The sequence below is a fragment of the Mycobacterium gastri genome, assembly GCF_002102175.1.
Lineage (GTDB): Bacteria > Actinomycetota > Actinomycetes > Mycobacteriales > Mycobacteriaceae > Mycobacterium > Mycobacterium gastri.
In genome coordinates, this window is the sequence record NZ_LQOX01000115.1 from 64,334 (window position 1) to 79,563 (window position 15,230).

A 15,230-nucleotide genomic window follows, 5' to 3' on the forward strand; every position below is an offset into this window, starting at 1 on the left:
TTAGCTACCCCACTGCGCTGGGCAACCGGTTGGCGACCAGTTTCGGTTTCGACGTCAGCTTGTTTGCTTTACGAATTCCCTTGTCCATCAGCGCTTCAGGGGCGAACTTGCGCAGCAGCGACAGTCCGTGCGCCAGGCTGCCGGCCGGATAGCGCACTTTCGGCCTTCGGCTGGTCGCCGCCTTGAGCACGACCCGAGCCACCACCGCGGGATCGTCCCCGTGGTGCACTCCCTCGGCGATGACGCGTCGGGCGTTCTCGCGAGCGGTCACGTAACCGTCGATCAGTGAATCGGCATCGACCGCATTGGCGCCGAACGAGGTCTTGGTGAAACCGGGTTCGACGACTGACACCCGCACACCGAATTCCCGGGTTTCATGATCCAGGGACTCCGAGTAGCCCTCGACGGCATGCTTCGACGCCGAGTAGATCGCGGCGTAGGGCGCAGGCAACAAACCCAACACCGAGCCGATGTTGATGATGCGGCCGCCGCCCTGCGCGCGCAGATACGGCAGCACCTCACGAGTCATTCGCGCCATGCCGAAGAAGTTGGTGTCGAAGAGCTGCTGCGCCTGGGCAACCGAGCTCTCCTCCGCGGCGCCGATGATGCCCATGCCGGCATTGTTGACCAGGATGTCGATCCGACCGGCCCGCCGAATCACCGAAGCGACGGCCGTGCTGACCGACGCGGCGTCGGTGACGTCCAACTGCACCAATTCCACCCCGGGCGTTGGTTGCGTTCTACTCGGGTTGCGACTGGTGCCGAAGACCTCAAAGCCTTTCGCCGCGAAAGCGTTCGCCACGGCGAGGCCGATTCCCGAGGAAACGCCGGTAACCAATACCACTGGCGATCGTCCGTTCATCTCCACTCCTAGTAAACCGACTGGTGTACTTTTGCCTACGCAACGCTACACCGCATGGTGCGAGATGTAAACCGTTCGGTATACTTGTGCCCATGGCTACGCAGCACGCGACACGCAGGGGCGGCCGTGGCGCACGTCAGCGCATCCTGGACGCGGCTGCCGAGTTGTTCTACCGGGAAGGCATCAACGCCACCGGCGTCGAACGCCTGGCCAACGCATCGTCGGTGTCCAAACGGACTCTGTACCAACACTTTCCGAGCAAGTCAGCGGTGGTCGAAGAGTACCTGCGCAGCATTGAAGACGTTGCCGCCAAGCCGCTGCGGGTCAGCGGCAAGGCCGCAGAGCAGACGCCGCGAAACCGACTACTGGCGTTGTTCGACAGTCCCCGTGCCGGAACAGCACCGCTGCGGGGCTGTCCCTTTCACAACGCCGCCGTAGAGGCAGCAGGAGCGATGCCAGGAGTTCAGAGAATAGTCCGGGCAGCCAAGCAGAATTTCATCGATGGGCTCACCGAGCTGTCCCGGGAGGCGGGCGCCGGCGACCCACGCTCACTGGGCAATCAACTCGCCGTTCTCTACGAAGGTGCGGCCGCGCTGGCTACCTCGCTCAACGACGCATCGACGTGGGAGCAGGCCCGCGCCGCAGCTGAGACGCTGATCGACCAAGCGCTCGCCTCATAACGCGCGGGCCGGAAGCCGCAGCTCCGTAGTCTGGATCAGGTGAGCGTTGCACCGGATATGACAATCGCGCTGCAGGACCGCTTCTTCCGCGCGTTACCGGAACTGGCGGTCCGCTGGCAAGCCGATGCGCCGCCGGACGCGCGGCTGCTCGTGCTCAACGAGCCGCTAAGCGGCGAGCTTGACCTCGACGCCGGCTGGCTGCGCAGCCCCGAAGGGGTGCGGTTCCTGGTCGGCACCCTGCTGCCGGACGGCGCGGCCGCGGTGGCGCAGGCCTATGCCGGCCATCAGTTCGGCGGCTACGTCCCGCGGTTGGGCGACGGGCGGGCGCTGCTGTTGGGTGAGCTCGCCAGCGCCGACGGTCGGCTGCGCGACATCCATCTGAAGGGCTCCGGGCCCACCCCGTTCGCCCGCGCCGGCGACGGCTGGGCGGTCGTCGGCCCGATGCTGCGCGAATACGTCGTCAGCGAGGCGATGCACGCCCTGGGCATCCCGACGACGCGGTCCCTGGCGGTCGTGGGTACCGGTCGCCCGGTACAGCGCGAGACCGTGCTGCCCGGTGCCCTGTTGGTGCGTGTCGCCAGCAGCCACCTGCGCGTCGGCAGCTTCCAGTACGCGGCATTCACCGGCGACCTCGGCCTATTGCGGCGGCTGGCTGACCATGCGATCGCCCGCCACCACCCCGCCGCCGCGGACGCCGAGCGCCCTTATCTGGCCCTGTTCGAAGCGGTGGTTGCGGCGCAGGCGTCGCTGATCGCCCAATGGATGCTGGTCGGGTTCGTCCACGGGGTGATGAACACCGACAACATGACCATCTCCGGCGAAACCATCGACTACGGGCCGTGCGCGTTCATGGAGGCCTACGATCCCGAGACGGTGTTCAGTTCGATCGACCACTGGGGCCGCTATGCCTACGGCAATCAGCCGGGGATCGCGGGCTGGAACCTCGCCCGCTTCGCCGAGGCGCTGCTGCCGCTGCTCGCCGAGGACTCCCAGGAGGCGATCGCGCTCGCCGAGCAGGCGTTCGGGGTGTTCCGCGCCCGCTATGACGCGGTGTGGTCGTCGGGGATGCAAGCCAAGCTGGGTTTGAGCACAGCCGCCCCCACGCTGGTCGACGAGTTGCTGCCGCTGCTGCAGGAAAGCCGCGTCGACTACACCTCGTTCTTCCGTCACCTCGGCCGAGCCGCTCGCGGCGACGGCGAGCCGGTGCGCGGACTGTTCGTCGACCTCGCCAGGTTCGACGGCTGGCTGTCGCGCTGGCAGGCCCTGGGACCGGACGCCGAGCTGATGGACCGCGTCAACCCGATCTACATCCCCCGCAATCACCTCGTCGAGGAGGCACTGACGGCGGCGACGGACGGCGATCTCGGTCCCGTCGAACGGCTCCTCGACGCCGTCACACACCCTTATGCCGAACGGCCGGGCCTGCAGCGCTACGCAAGTCCCGCGCCGCAGGATTTCGGCGCCTACCGAACCTTCTGCGGCACTTGAGCTCATACCCGTAACCTGCTGAACCACACCACCAGCAGAAGGAGCTAAGGGATGACGTGGCAGATCGTGCTGTTCACCATGGGTTTGATCGTGGCCGGAGTCGCGCTATTGCTATGGGTGTTCTCCGCCGGCGACAAAGCCCGTGCCCGCGGTAAGACGGTGACCATCGGCGCCCTGGCCGCGGCGGTGCTGTTTTTCCTGCTGGGTTGCTTCACCATCGTCGGAACCCGCCAAATCGCCATCGTCACCGCCTTCGGACGCCCCAACGGAGTCAGCCTGAACAACGGCTTCCACGGCAAGTGGCCATGGCAGATGACCCACCAGATGGACGGCGCGGTGCAGATCGACAAGTACGTCAAAGAGGGCAACAACGACCAGCGGATCATGGTGCGGTTGGGTAATCAGTCCACCGCCCTGGCCGACGTCAGCATCCGCTGGCAGCTCAAGCAGCCCGCCGCCCCGGAACTGTTCCAGCAGTACAAGACCTTCGACAACGTGCGGGTCAACCTGATCGAGCGGAATCTGTCGGTCGCCCTCAACGAGGTTTTCGCCGCCTTCAATCCGCTGGACCCGCAGAACCTCGACGTCTCCCCGCTGCCGAAGCTCGCCAAGCGCGCCGCCGACATCATGCGCCAGGATGTCAGCGGCCAGGTCGACATCTTCGACGTCAACGTGCCCACCATCCAGTACGACCAGGGCACCGAGGACAAGATCAACCAGCTCAACCAGCAACGCGCCCAGACCTCGATCGCGGTCGAGGCTCAGCGGACCGCCGAGGCCCAGGCCAAGGCCAACGAGATCCTGTCCCGCTCGATCAGCAATGACCCCAATGTCGTGGTGCAGAACTGCATTACGGCCGCCATCAACAAGGGGATCAGCCCGCTGGGTTGCTGGCCGGGCAGCTCGGCACTGCCCACGGTTTCCGTGCCCGGACGCTAGCCGACCCCACCTGATCGACATGAGAGGGTTGGTGCCCATGGACATTCCGTTCGCCGACGCCGTGCGCGGCCGCTTCGGCCGCCGCGACGCCGAGTTCGACTTCATCGAGGAGTTCGAACACGAGGCCTTCGACGGTGAGGCGGCCGAGGCGGTACCCGACACCGTCGACCTGCCCTCGGCAGAGCCGGCCCTGCTGCTGCAGAAGATGGAGAACCGGCTGATCCGCCAGCACGTCGCCAACCCGGACGTGTTGAGCGACGAGGAACTGCGCAGGTTGCGCTACATCCTCAATTTCGCCAGGCTCGCCGACTTCGAGCCGGGTGCCGCCGGCCCGGGCGGCAGCCGGGGGCGCGGCGACGTTTCGGTCGGCGCCGAAGTGGCGCCGTGGCGCTCTAGGGTCACCGACGCGCTGTACGGACCGCTGCGCGAAGAGGCGGATCCGGTCACGGCGTTGAAAACGGCACGCGAGGCGCTACAGGGCCTGGCCGCCGACCAGGACGATCAGCGACGGGTGCTGATCGAGCGCCACGGCAACGACTTCTCCCCCGCCGAGCTGGATTCCGAGGTCGGCTACAAGAAGCTGGTCACGATCCTCGGCGGCGGCGGCGGGGCGGGCTTCGTCTACATCGGCGGACTGCAGCGGCTGCTGGAGGCCGGCCAACTGCCCGACTACATGATCGGCTCGTCGTTCGGCTCCATCATCGGCAGCCTGGTGGCCCGATCCCTGCCGGTGCCGATCGAAGAGTACGTGGAGTGGGCCAAGACGGTGTCGTACCGGGCCATTCTCGGACCCGAGCGGCTGCGCCGCCGGCACGGCCTGGCCGGGGTCTTCGCGCTGCGCTTCGACCAGTTCGCCCTGGCCCTGCTCAGCCGGGAAGACGGCGTGCGAATGCGGATGTCGGACTTGGCCATTCCGTTCGACATCGTGGTCGCCGGGGTGCGACGGCAGCCCTATGCGGCGCTGCCGTCACGGTTTCGCCGTCCGGAATTGGCGGCGCTGCAGATGCGGTCGCTTCCGTTCCGCCCGATCGGCATCGGACCGCTGGTAGCGGCCCGGATGTGGCAGGTGTCGGCCTTCATCGACCTGCGGGTGGTCAAGCCCATCGTGATCAGCGGCGACGACTCGGACCGTGACTTCGACGTCGTCGACGCCGCGTCGTTCTCGTCGGCCATCCCCGGCGTGCTGCACCACGAAAGCCGCGACCATCGCATGATCGGAATCCTCGACGAGCTCTGCGCCGAGAAGGACATCGCGGCGCTCGTCGACGGCGGCGCGGCCAGCAATGTGCCCGTCGAACTGGCCTGGAAGCGGGTGCGCGACGGCAAGCTCGGCACCCGCAATGCGTGCTATCTGGCCTTCGATTGCTTTCATCCGCAATGGGATTCGCGGCACATGTGGCTGGCGCCGATCACCCAGGCGATCCAGTTGCAGATGGTGCGCAACCTGCCCTATCTCGATCACCTCGTCAAGTTCCAGCCGACGCTGTCGCCGATCAACCTGGCGCCCTCCGTCGCCGCCATCGACCGCGCGTGCGAATGGGGCCGCGACAGCGTCGAAGAGGCCATTCCGGTGACCACCGCGCTGTTGCAGCCGACGTGGTGGGAAGGCGGCGGCCCGCCGGTCGCCGAGCCCGCGGCACGCGCGAAGTCGGTGGCCTCGTCGATGAGCTCGGTGCTGGCCGCGATTCAATCGCCGACCGGACGCTGGGCACGCTGGCGAAACCGCCACCTGACGTGAGGCCGCCGGTGAATCCCGCGGGTGGCTACCATGGCCCTCATGGCCGAGCCGGTCCCGGCTTCCGAGGAAACCGCCGCACTCGATGGCGGCGAGACTGCCGCCGTGCCGAATTCGGCGCCTACCGACGCGGTTCATACGGCGTGGTCGCGCAATGAGGCCCCCGAGGATAGCCAGGACTACCACGGCGACGGCCGAGACGACTACCGCGACAACGACTACGAGGGCCGCCCGGACGCTGCGATCGCACCGGCCGTCCAGTCCTGGGGCACGACGTGGGGCCGCGCCGCGGCACTCCTGCTGCTCGGCCTCGGCGTCGCGACGCTCATCGTCGTCGCCGGTTGGGCGCTGACCACGGCCAAGTCCCCTCACCCAGGTGCCGAGCCGTCGCCTCAAGGGACGACGGCCGCTTCGACAGGAACGTCTGCGCCGGCCCCCACGACCATCGCCTCGACCCCGGAGCAGGACAGCAGCTATATTAGGGCCCTCAACGACCGCGGCATCACGTTCGCCAATCCCGATGCGGCGGTCTACAACGGCAAGCTGGTCTGCATGAACTTCCGTCGAGGCATGACGGTGGACCAGATAGTGGCGGCGTTTCGGGCCAGCAATCCGGCGCTGAGCAGCAACGCCGAAGATTACGTGGCTATTTCGATGCGCACCTATTGTCCGTAACGCGCCAACGTCCGGGTGTTCGCGGACCACGCCGTGGGTATCTACGGATCTATGACGGATCCGAGGAGCCGGAACTCCCGCGAGCCGGTAAACCTCAACGGCCGGCTGACGCGGCGCCGCCACAAGCTGGCTCCGGATCCCGGCATTCGGCGCGCCATCCTGGTGGCCGCGTCAATGTCGGTGCGCGAGCATGGGGTACGGGGACTCAACATCGCCACGGTCCTGGACCGTGCACAGCTGAGCACGCGCGCCTTCTACCGGCATTTCGAATCCAAAGACCAACTGGTTGCGGCGGTTTTCCTGGAAGTGGCCCAAGTCGAAGCAACGCGGCTGAGAACCTATATGGCCCAAGCCAGCAACCCGGTCCAGGCGGTCACGGCCTGGATCGACGCGCGGCTCGATCTGGCCTTCGACGAGAACGTGAAGGCCGATCTGCGCCATCTGGCCGTCGATGCCCAATCACATATGCTCAACACCCCGGAGCTGGTCGCGCCGGCGTACGCCGAAACCCTTGAGCCCCTTGTCGAACAGCTCCATCTGGGCTTGCAGCAGGAGGTGTTCCGCGATATTCATCCGGTGAGCGAGGCGCAATCCATCCAGGGCGTGGTATGGGCGAGCACCGAGCAGCAGTGGGCATCGGGTGATGGTCAACGCGATGGCGTTCGCCAGCGCACCGTTCGGTTCTGCCTGCGTGGGCTGGGCGTGGCGGCGGACACCATCGCCGAAGTTGTTGGCGCCGACTGTTAAGCCGCCTGCTAAGAAGGTGCGATGGACCTCGGCTTCACCGGATCGAAGGCTGTCGTCACCGGCGGAGCAAGGGTATGGGGCGCCGTCACCGATGCCTTCGCCGCCGTCTCCGAGCGCTGGGGGCAGCTGAATTGCCTGGTGCACACCATCGGGCCGGGCCACGGATATTTCGAAGAGACGGACGATGCGGCCTGGGATGCGGCCTTCACGCTGGGCACCATGTCCGGCGTGCGTTCGATCCGGGCCGCGTTGCCGTTGCTGCGCGCCGCCGACTGCTCGCATCGTGACGCTGTCCGCGCACTCTATTCAGCGGCAGAGTCCACGCCTGGTCGCCTACACCGCATCAAAGGCGGCGCTGGCCAGCGTCACCAAGAACTTGTCGAAAAGCCTTGCTAAGGACGGCATTTTGGTGAACTGCGTGTGCCCGGGAACCATCGTGACGGCCAGCTTCACCGAACAGCTCAACGACGTCTTGGCCGCCGACGGCCTCGATGCCGCCAACCCCTATGACGTTATGGCGTGGATTGACAAGCACTTTCACCAACCGTGCGATCTGGGTCGCGCCGGCCTGCCCGACGAGGTCGCTTCCCTCACCGCTTACCTGGTGTCCCGGCGCAACGGCTATGTCACCGGCGCAACGGTCAACGTCGACGGCGGCTCGGACTTCATCTAACCGGCGGCGCGACCGCCGCGCCGAAACGGCAGCGCATGTACCAACACCGCAACGACGGCGCCGACGGCCAGTCCGATGACGGCGGACACCCCGGTGTCGACCAGCCAGCCCAGCACCGCGCCAACGGGTCCCGCCCCGTGACGCACCTGCCCCTCCACGTGGTGCACCAGGTCGTAGGGCAGGTGCCAGCCGACCCGGTCGCTGCCCATCAACAGGATGTGGCCGCCCACCCATAGCATGGCCGCCGTCCCGACCAACGCGAGCGCTGAGAGCAGCTTCGGCATCCCGGCGACCAGCGCTCGGCCGACCCGCCGCCCGAACCGGGATCCGGTATCGGCAAGCCGCAGGCCCACGTCGTCCATCTTGACGATGGCGCCGACGACGCCGTACACCACGACGGTGATGATCAGGCCAACGACGATGAGGATGACCAGCCGGGGCATGAACGCCTGGCTGGCCACCTCGTTGAGGGCGATCACCATAATCTCCGCGGACAGGATCAGGTCGGTCCGGACTGCCCCGTTCACCACCTCGCGTTCGGTGGCCGGCGCCGCGTCGTACCCATGACCGCGGATGCTGCTCCACGCTTTCTCGGCGCCTTCATAGCAGAGGTAGGTGGCGCCCAGCATCAAGACCGGCATCAGCAGCCACGGCGCGAACTGACTCAACAACATCGCGACGGGCAGGATGATCAGCAGCTTGTTACGCAGCGATCCGATGGCGATGCGTTTGATGATCGGCAATTCGCGCTCGGCAGCGATCCCATGCACGTATTGCGGCGTGACCGCGGTGTCGTCGACCACCACCCCGGCCGCCTTGACGGTCGCGCGGCCGCTGGCCGCGGCCAGCCGGGCCAGGGCCGCGACATCATCCAGGAGGCCGAACAGCCCCGCGCTCATCGCGTCTCCCCCATGGCGACCGAGGTTACCGTTTGCCTGGGCTAGTAGCCGATCACCGGGCTGAGCCCGGAGTCCAGTGCACCACGCCGCGCGGTTCGGTGGTCATGAATTCCGTCGTCTCGGGCATCGTACTGCGAAAACAAGCGCGGTTGGCGAACGCTGCCCGCAGGTGGTCGCGCGCTGGTTAGCATGAGCGAGTTCGTCGCTTTGCGGTCGTCGAGGGTCCACCAAGAGAATCGACGATAAGGCGGGCCGAACAGCGAGAGAGCGAATTGGCTGGTGAACTGCGCCTATCTGATCGGTGTCGCGGGGTTGATGCTGATCTGGCTTGCTTTCTGGATCCGGGCGGATTCCGGCCGCCGGATGACGATGCTGCGCGTGAGTGGGATCACCGCCCTCACCGGACTTGCAGAGCCACTCTTTTTGTCCGCCTACTGGAATCCGCCAAGTCTGTTCGATTTGAACGACAGACTCGGCGTGGACATCGAAAGCGTTGCGTTCTCATTCGCCGCAGGCGGCATGATCGCCGCCATCTACACGGGGCTGCGCGCCAGAAGCCGGAAAAGTCTGCGGCAACCGCGCTGGGGGCGTCCAGTCCAGATTGTTGCCCTGGTAATCCCTATACCGGTGTTTGTTGCTCTCGTCGCGACGACGAATGTGAATCCGATCTACATCACGATCATCGCGCTGTCGGCCGGGGTTACCGCGACTTGCGCGTGCTGGCCTGCCCGGATACCGATGATCTGCGCGGCCGGATTTCTATTCATGGGGCTGTATTTCGGCTGTTTCGTGACGTTCACTGCGGTCTATCCGGATTATCTGTCGCGGGTGTGGAACCTCCCCGCTCTCTCCGGGGTAATGGTCGTAGGAGTGCCGGTGGAGGAGTTGCTGTTCGCGCTGTCCTACGGGTTCATGTATTCCGGTGTCGCAGAGTATTTCGCTAACTATAAGTAGCCTGATCGCGCCACGTCGGTATCTGATGCTACTGCCCTAGTTGGCTCAATTAAGTGTTCAAGTTTGACGCGGATTTGAGTGATCGCGTCCCGGAGGTCATCGGGTAGTGGGTCTCGCTCATTTGTCCGATTTCAATGGGGACCCCCCGGGTTGGCGACGCGGTGATCGTTGGGCAGTCGTCGCCGCCCACACCTGCCGGCGATCCACGTCCACCTTGGCCAACAGGCAGACGCGGACTGTTAACTTCCGGTCAGGAGCCGACGGTGGAGGCGCAACTGTAGACCTTCGGGTCTTTGCGCGATGGCGTCACGGACCTGCAGTTGGTAGCCGGGTTTTGGTTGGAGGTCGTATTGATGCAATATCACCGCGAGAGTCACAAGCATTTCGTGAAGGGCGAATTGGCGGCCGATGCAAGCACGGGCGCCAGTTCCGAACGGTTTGTATATGTGTGGTGGCAGTTTACGCAGGTTCTCGGGCAGGAATCGGTCTGGGATGAATTCGTCAGCGTCATGGCCCCAGACATTAGCGCGGTGGGCGGCGGTGAGCATGACCACCACCCATTCTCCTTTGCGGAACGGGTATTTGCCGTTTCCGAGCGCAGTGTCTTTCTTAGCTTGCCGGAAATATGCTGGCGCTACTGGCCACAGCCGCAGGGCTTCGTCGACGACGCGAAGCAGGTACCGCAACTTGGCGACATCTTCGAATGATATGTCGGGGAAGTCGCGGCCGGGCCAGCGCTGATCGATCTCGGCGCGTGCCGCAGCAGCGATGCCCGTGTTAGTCGAAAGGTAATGCAGTGCAAAGGCGATAGTGTTAGCCGACGTTTCACTGCCGGCCACCAGCAATGTGATGATCTGGTTGATGATGTTGTCGGTATCGAGATGCTCGCCAGTGTCCGGGTCGGCGCTGTGCTGCATAATGTCGAGGATGTCGTTGTGGGTCGCTGGTGTTTGGTTGTGCCGGCGAGATTCGATGACTTCGGTGACCCAGCGGCGGATGTAGGCCTTATCGGCCTCGTGTTGGCGTTTACGCTTGTACCCGAAGACGTTGTCGTAGAAGGGTATGGAGTCGGTTCGTCGGTTGGCGTAGCGGAGTTGGCGTTGGACAGCTTCGATGAACGGGTTGTCATTGGGCTCGGTGAGCTTAGTGAATTTGTGACCCAGTCCCGCTCGGCCGATGATTTCGATGGTGAGTCGGTTGGTTTCGGTGGGGATGTCGATCCAAGATTGGTCGGTGCTGGCGGCGTTCCAGGCGTCAACGAGTTCACGCACGGTGGCGGTCATGGTGTCGTGATAACGCGTCATGGCTGTTCTTGCGAAGGCCGGCACCAGGATGTTGTGGGCTTTTTGCCAGTTTGGTTCGTGGTTGTAGGCGGTGAACAGCCCGTCGCCGGCGAGCGTGCGTAGTTTGCCTAGCAAGCGTCCGGTGTGCTTTTCCCAAAGGGTTTCGTCGTTGACCTCATCGATCAGGGCTGTGTCGGCGAGCGCGATGATCGAAAAGTTGAATAGGCGTTCCTCGACTATCCCGCTGCCGAGCTTGCCGAACTCGGCGGTCAGTCCCTGAATTGGCTTAGCGAAGTCGATCGTGAGGAGATCACCGAGGAAAGGCAGCCGATACCGAGGATGCGGGATAGGCGCGGCGGTGGCGAGAGTCATACTTACGGGTTCACTTTCGTGTTGTCGGCGTCGGATTGCGTGGTGTGTTCGGTCGATGCGCATGCTGCCGGCCACCACTTTGCCAGCTTCAACAGTTCGGCTGTTTCCTCTTCAAGGGTCGCTGCACGGGACTCCACCATCGGTGCCGTGTTGAGCGATTCAGGTTTGACGCCAGCGGCTTTGGCTCTGGCCGCCTGAGCGCACTGAACGACATCGTCCCCGGATTATTTCACGGGAAGTAGGGGCTTGACCCCGTTTGGCGGACCCAGGGTCAGGCGGCTTGTGCGGTCTGAGTGAGTAGGCCAGGTTGTGCTCGCGGGCGAACCGCGCGAGCTGCACTGAGGTGTATTGGCAGCCGCGCTCTGCGTGCAGCACGACCTGTTCGGCCCGTTCGCCGCGCATCGCCACAGCCATCTGCACGGCCGCCTGGACCAGATCAGTGTGCAAGTAATCGTCGATGGCCCAACCGATTACCCGCCGTGAGCAGCCGTCTCGGACGGCGCACAGATAAAGCCAGCCCTCACCCGTGCCCGGATAGGTGATATCCAAGGTCCACACCCGGTTGAGGATCCCGGTGTCGAAACGACGCTTGACCAGACCTTTAGGCACCGCAGCAGCCAGGTCGACCACCGTGGTGGCCGGCGCGAAGCGACGCGGACAGATCCCGGCCAAACCTTGCCGGCGCAGCCAGGCCACCGTCTTTGCGCGACACCCGCTCACCGTCATCGCCCAGATCGGCCAGGATACGCGGGGCACCATAGACACCGTCGGAGGCCGCGTGAAACCTCGCGACCTGGCATCCAGCTCGGCGCGGCGCCGCTGGGCCAGCGTCGGCCCTCTGTCGCGGGATTTGCGCCACTTGTAGTACCCCGAGCGCGACACCTCCAGGCACTCGCACATCCGCTTAGACGAAGAAGGCCGCGGCTTTTTCAAAAATTCACGGTCCAAACGTAATTCGGTGTTCTCTTTGCGCAGGCGCTCCAAGTCGGCGCGCTCATCAGCATCTAGCACCGCGCCACTATCGCCAGCTTCGGCCACTTGGCGTTGCAGGCGTACCCAACGCCCCGGCACTGCTTCACCAACACCAATCTCGGCCGCCACGTGAGCCACGGGACGGCCGGTCTCAATCACCAGGCGGGCAGCCTGCTCCAGAAACTCCGGGGTGTACTTACGACGCTTGCCCGACAAACGGACATCCTTCCCGCGAGACCAGCAGTCCCACCAGTCAGGTGTCCACGATCAGGGGTCAACCCCAAGAGTATTTCGCTACTGCGAAGTCAGGCGCGGGACGGGGCCGCTCCTCGGCGCCATCCGGCTGAGCATGGTCAGGTTTCGGGCGACGTCGGCGCTTTCGCCCTTGGCGATCGTCCTGACCATTTTCGATATCGCCCACGGCGGGTTCAGGTATTTTTCAATCTCCGCGGCAACCAAGACGTCATAACGATCAATAATCTTGGCGCGGTTGGGCTCTGGCACGCCGATAAGGTCTCCCGCAACTGTCCAGGCGAGGTCACGAGAGCGTTTCAGTTCTGCCCCAACGAAGCTGATGTCCTTGCTGCCCAACAATTTACGGATACCGGCCATGACCGGTGAAACCTGACCGATGGCATCGAGCACTCCGGAGACCTGACTTGCGAGAATGGCATTGACAACGTCGAAGTCATTCTGCAGCGGCGCCAACGAGTCACCGGCCGTCGCCGCGGCGGCGATCCCGAGGTCGAACGTGTCGTGCGCGGTCATCGCGGTCAGTATGTGCTGCAAGATGATTGGGCTATCGCTGGCGTTCACGTCAAAGGCGACCTGCCACACGCGGGTCGGCTCTCGGCCGGTGCCGTCGAATCGGCTGTACAGGGCCTCGAAGTACCGGCGAGCGAAGGCGACGCCGAAACGGGTCATCCGCGGCCCGTCGTCGAACATCTCCTGGTTGATGGCATCGCGAACCGCGATGGTTGCCCGCTGGTACACAAGCGCGAAGTAACCGACCGCGCTGGCCGTCTCGATCGACCATTCGATGATCGATTGAATCCCGTCGATGACGTCGTCGATCGTGGACACGTCGAGCAGACGCGGCGGAGGCGGCGTCGTGACCATGCCGCTGAGTATCGTCCGCCGGCGCGGCGCTGTCCCCGGTTCGCCGCAACCCGGGTCACAGCATCGACACGTCGCTGGGCTGGTCGAGCAGGACGCGGCCGGGCAGCTCGCGCGAGGCCTCGTTCACCTGGAAGTGCGCGGTGGCGGTGAATGCGTCCCGGAACCGGCGCTGCAGCGGCGAGCTGTCATAGATGGCGCTCCCCCCGGCCAGGTCGTACATGTTGCGCACCACGTCGGCCGAGGTCCGCACCGCGTGCGTGGCCGCCAACCGTAGCCGGTTGCGCAATGCCACCGGCACCGGATCGGTATCGTGGCTGGCCTGCCAGGCGGCGTCGATCGCCTGGTAGTACAGCGCGCGGGCTGCGCCCAGCGCCGACTCGGCCGCCGCCACTGCCGCTTGGGTCGCCGGGCGTTCGGCCAGGGTGCGGGTGGAGCCCAGCCCCTTCTTCCCGCCGGCCAGCTCGACGAAGTCGTCGATCGCGGCGCGTGCGTTGCCCAACGCGGCTGCGCCGATCGACAGCGCAAAGAACCCGAACACCGGAAAGCGATACAGCGGCCGATCCACGACAGGTCCGTCGAACACCGAGAACACCCGGTCGGCGGGCACGAAAACCTCGTCGGCGACGCTGTCGTGGCTGCCGGTGCCGCGCAGGCCCAGGGTGTGCCAAGTGTCGAGGACCCGCAGGTCGTCTTTGGGCAACGCGACCACGGAGGGCACCCGCCGATCGTCGACGAAGCAACCGGCGAACATCATGTCCGCGTGGCTGATCCCGCTGCAGAACGGCCAGCGCCCGGACACCACGACACCGCCATCCACGGACTTCGCGGTGCCCCGCGGCGCCCATACCCCGGCCGCGACACCCCGTCCGCCGCCGAACATCTCCTCGCGGCTGGACGCCGGCAGGTAGGCGACCAGCAGGGCGCTGGTGATCGCGATCGATACGCACCATCCCGAAGAGGCGTCACCGCGGGCAATCGCTTCGGCGCACCGCAGCGCCGGTCCGGGCGCCAGCTCCAGCGCCGCAACCTCGTGCGGCATGGTGGCCCGCAGCAGGCCGGCCTCATTTAGGCTGGCCACCAGCTCGTCGGGCAGTCGGCGATCGTGGTCGATCTGCGTCGAGAACTCGCGAGCCGTGAGGGCGATCTTTTCGGCGACGCTCACGGTGTCGGTGTCGGTCAGGTTCGGCTCATGCATTGGGGCTCCTGTAGCGGTGACGGTTCAACCAACGTACTCTCGTCGGTTCAGTAGTTGAACCGGGTAAAGTTATTGAACTATGGGTGCCGCCGATCTGACCCACCGCTTCGACGGGGAGTCGGTCGGGCGGGCGCTCGAATTGGTCGGTGAGCGCTGGACACTGCTCATCCTGCGTGAGGCGTTCTTCGGCGTGCAGCGCTTTGGCCAGTTCGCGCGCAATCTCAATATTCCGCGGCCCACCCTGTCGTCGCGGCTACGGATGCTCGTCGTGGCCGGCCTGCTCGAACGCGTTCCGTACTCGCGGGACCCTGAGCGTCACGAGTACCGGCTCACCGACGCCGGCCGCGAACTCTTCGCGGCGATCGTCGTCCTGATGCGGTGGGGGGACGAGCACTTGCCGAGCCCCGACGGGGCGCCGATCGTGCTGCGCCATCACACGTGCGGCGAGTTGGTCGATCCGCGCCTGGTCTGCGTGCGTTGCGGCGACGAGATCACCGCGCGCAATGTGACACCCGAAGCCGGCCCGGGATTTCGCGACCAGGGCTAGCGACTTCGCCGGCCGGAAATAACAATCTCGGCCTCAACCTATTGCGAATTGATAAGCAACCCAAACACGTTGCTCAACAACGCTATACAC

14 protein-coding genes and 1 pseudogene are annotated in these 15,230 nt (G+C 65.2%); 9 read left to right on the forward strand and 6 right to left on the reverse strand.

Translation table 11 applies throughout. The features are described from left to right. Window positions 1-4: 4 nt before the first annotated feature. A complete protein-coding gene (locus AWC07_RS15185) occupies window positions 5-862 on the reverse strand; it encodes an oxidoreductase (protein ID WP_036416972.1) in 858 nt (285 codons plus the stop codon). Between the two features lie 92 nt (window positions 863-954). On the opposite strand from AWC07_RS15185, the gene AWC07_RS15190 reads away from it, so the two are divergent. The 7 genes and pseudogenes from AWC07_RS15190 to AWC07_RS15220 all read left to right on the forward strand — a co-directional run bounded on the left by AWC07_RS15190 (window position 955) and on the right by AWC07_RS15220 (window position 7,799). Further along, window positions 955-1,542, forward strand: coding sequence for a TetR/AcrR family transcriptional regulator (locus AWC07_RS15190; RefSeq protein WP_036416970.1), 588 nt, complete (start codon window positions 955-957; stop codon window positions 1,540-1,542). Between the two features lie 57 nt (window positions 1,543-1,599). After that, entirely contained in the window at window positions 1,600-3,030 is a 1,431-nt protein-coding gene (locus tag AWC07_RS15195; RefSeq protein ID WP_208622425.1) for a protein adenylyltransferase SelO, read from the forward strand. 51 nt (window positions 3,031-3,081) lie between these two features. Continuing rightward, the gene (locus AWC07_RS15200) at window positions 3,082-3,969 is read left to right on the forward strand and encodes an Rv3090 family protease (RefSeq protein ID WP_036416965.1); all 888 of its coding nucleotides are present in this window, start codon (window positions 3,082-3,084) and stop codon (window positions 3,967-3,969) included. 37 nt (window positions 3,970-4,006) lie between these two features. Further along, window positions 4,007-5,707, forward strand: coding sequence for a patatin-like phospholipase family protein (locus tag AWC07_RS15205; protein ID WP_036416962.1), 1,701 nt, complete (start codon window positions 4,007-4,009; stop codon window positions 5,705-5,707). A gap of 39 nt (window positions 5,708-5,746) precedes the next feature. After that, window positions 5,747-6,379 (forward strand): DUF732 domain-containing protein, encoded by a 633-nt coding sequence (locus tag AWC07_RS15210; RefSeq protein ID WP_244187595.1) that lies wholly within the window; start codon window positions 5,747-5,749, stop codon window positions 6,377-6,379. 51 nt (window positions 6,380-6,430) lie between these two features. After that, window positions 6,431-7,126 (forward strand): TetR family transcriptional regulator, encoded by a 696-nt coding sequence (locus AWC07_RS15215; RefSeq protein ID WP_084293659.1) that lies wholly within the window; start codon window positions 6,431-6,433, stop codon window positions 7,124-7,126. A 21-nt stretch (window positions 7,127-7,147) separates the two neighbouring features. After that, window positions 7,148-7,799: pseudogene (locus AWC07_RS15220) on the forward strand (SDR family NAD(P)-dependent oxidoreductase). Here AWC07_RS15220 and AWC07_RS15225 read toward each other — a convergent pair. Beyond that, a complete protein-coding gene (locus tag AWC07_RS15225; RefSeq protein ID WP_036416951.1) occupies window positions 7,796-8,698 on the reverse strand; it encodes a DUF808 domain-containing protein in 903 nt (300 codons plus the stop codon). The pseudogene AWC07_RS15220 and the gene AWC07_RS15225 overlap by 4 nt on opposite strands. A gap of 279 nt (window positions 8,699-8,977) precedes the next feature. Here AWC07_RS15225 and AWC07_RS15230 point away from each other — a divergent pair, with 279 nt between their 5' ends. After that, window positions 8,978-9,652 (forward strand): lycopene cyclase domain-containing protein, encoded by a 675-nt coding sequence (locus tag AWC07_RS15230; protein ID WP_051508149.1) that lies wholly within the window; start codon window positions 8,978-8,980, stop codon window positions 9,650-9,652. Window positions 9,653-9,891: 239 nt separating this feature from the next. Here the strand turns inward: AWC07_RS15230 and AWC07_RS15235 are convergent, their stop codons facing one another. The 4 genes from AWC07_RS15235 to AWC07_RS15250 all read right to left on the reverse strand — a co-directional run bounded on the left by AWC07_RS15235 (window position 9,892) and on the right by AWC07_RS15250 (window position 14,593). Continuing rightward, window positions 9,892-11,307: a cytochrome P450 gene (locus AWC07_RS15235; protein ID WP_084293657.1), complete on the reverse strand. Its 1,416-nt coding sequence runs from the start codon at window positions 11,305-11,307 to the stop codon at window positions 9,892-9,894. 159 nt (window positions 11,308-11,466) lie between these two features. Further along, on the reverse strand, window positions 11,467-12,495 hold the full coding sequence (locus AWC07_RS15240) for an IS3 family transposase (RefSeq protein ID WP_084293656.1): 1,029 nt from the start codon (window positions 12,493-12,495) through the stop codon (window positions 11,467-11,469). Between the two features lie 78 nt (window positions 12,496-12,573). Next, on the reverse strand, window positions 12,574-13,362 hold the full coding sequence (locus AWC07_RS15245; protein ID WP_208622424.1) for a DUF5995 family protein: 789 nt from the start codon (window positions 13,360-13,362) through the stop codon (window positions 12,574-12,576). Window positions 13,363-13,453: 91 nt separating this feature from the next. Beyond that, complete coding sequence (locus AWC07_RS15250) at window positions 13,454-14,593, reverse strand: acyl-CoA dehydrogenase family protein (RefSeq protein ID WP_036416948.1); 1,140 nt, start codon at window positions 14,591-14,593, stop codon at window positions 13,454-13,456. Between the two features lie 79 nt (window positions 14,594-14,672). Between AWC07_RS15250 and AWC07_RS15255 the strand changes: the two genes are divergently transcribed. Next, window positions 14,673-15,140 carry a winged helix-turn-helix transcriptional regulator gene (locus AWC07_RS15255; protein WP_036416946.1) on the forward strand — a complete coding sequence of 156 codons (468 nt, stop codon included), beginning with the start codon at window positions 14,673-14,675 and terminating at the stop codon, window positions 15,138-15,140. Window positions 15,141-15,230: the final 90 nt, after the last annotated feature.

Excerpts from the sequence above, each read along its gene's own strand:
- AWC07_RS15185 (WP_036416972.1), bottom strand. The coding sequence starts at position 862 with ATGAACGGACGATCGCCAGTGGTATTGGTTACCGGCGTTTCCTCGGGA.
- AWC07_RS15190 (WP_036416970.1), top strand. The coding sequence starts at position 955 with ATGGCTACGCAGCACGCGACACGCAGGGGCGGCCGTGGCGCACGTCAG.
- AWC07_RS15195 (WP_208622425.1), top strand. The coding sequence starts at position 1,600 with ATGACAATCGCGCTGCAGGACCGCTTCTTCCGCGCGTTACCGGAACTG.
- AWC07_RS15200 (WP_036416965.1), top strand. The coding sequence starts at position 3,082 with ATGACGTGGCAGATCGTGCTGTTCACCATGGGTTTGATCGTGGCCGGA.
- AWC07_RS15205 (WP_036416962.1), top strand. The coding sequence starts at position 4,007 with ATGGACATTCCGTTCGCCGACGCCGTGCGCGGCCGCTTCGGCCGCCGC.
- AWC07_RS15210 (WP_244187595.1), top strand. The coding sequence starts at position 5,747 with ATGGCCGAGCCGGTCCCGGCTTCCGAGGAAACCGCCGCACTCGATGGC.
- AWC07_RS15215 (WP_084293659.1), top strand. The coding sequence starts at position 6,431 with ATGACGGATCCGAGGAGCCGGAACTCCCGCGAGCCGGTAAACCTCAAC.
- AWC07_RS15225 (WP_036416951.1), bottom strand. The coding sequence starts at position 8,698 with ATGAGCGCGGGGCTGTTCGGCCTCCTGGATGATGTCGCGGCCCTGGCC.
- AWC07_RS15235 (WP_084293657.1), bottom strand. The coding sequence starts at position 11,307 with ATGACTCTCGCCACCGCCGCGCCTATCCCGCATCCTCGGTATCGGCTG.
- AWC07_RS15250 (WP_036416948.1), bottom strand. The coding sequence starts at position 14,593 with ATGCATGAGCCGAACCTGACCGACACCGACACCGTGAGCGTCGCCGAA.
- AWC07_RS15255 (WP_036416946.1), top strand. The coding sequence starts at position 14,673 with ATGGGTGCCGCCGATCTGACCCACCGCTTCGACGGGGAGTCGGTCGGG.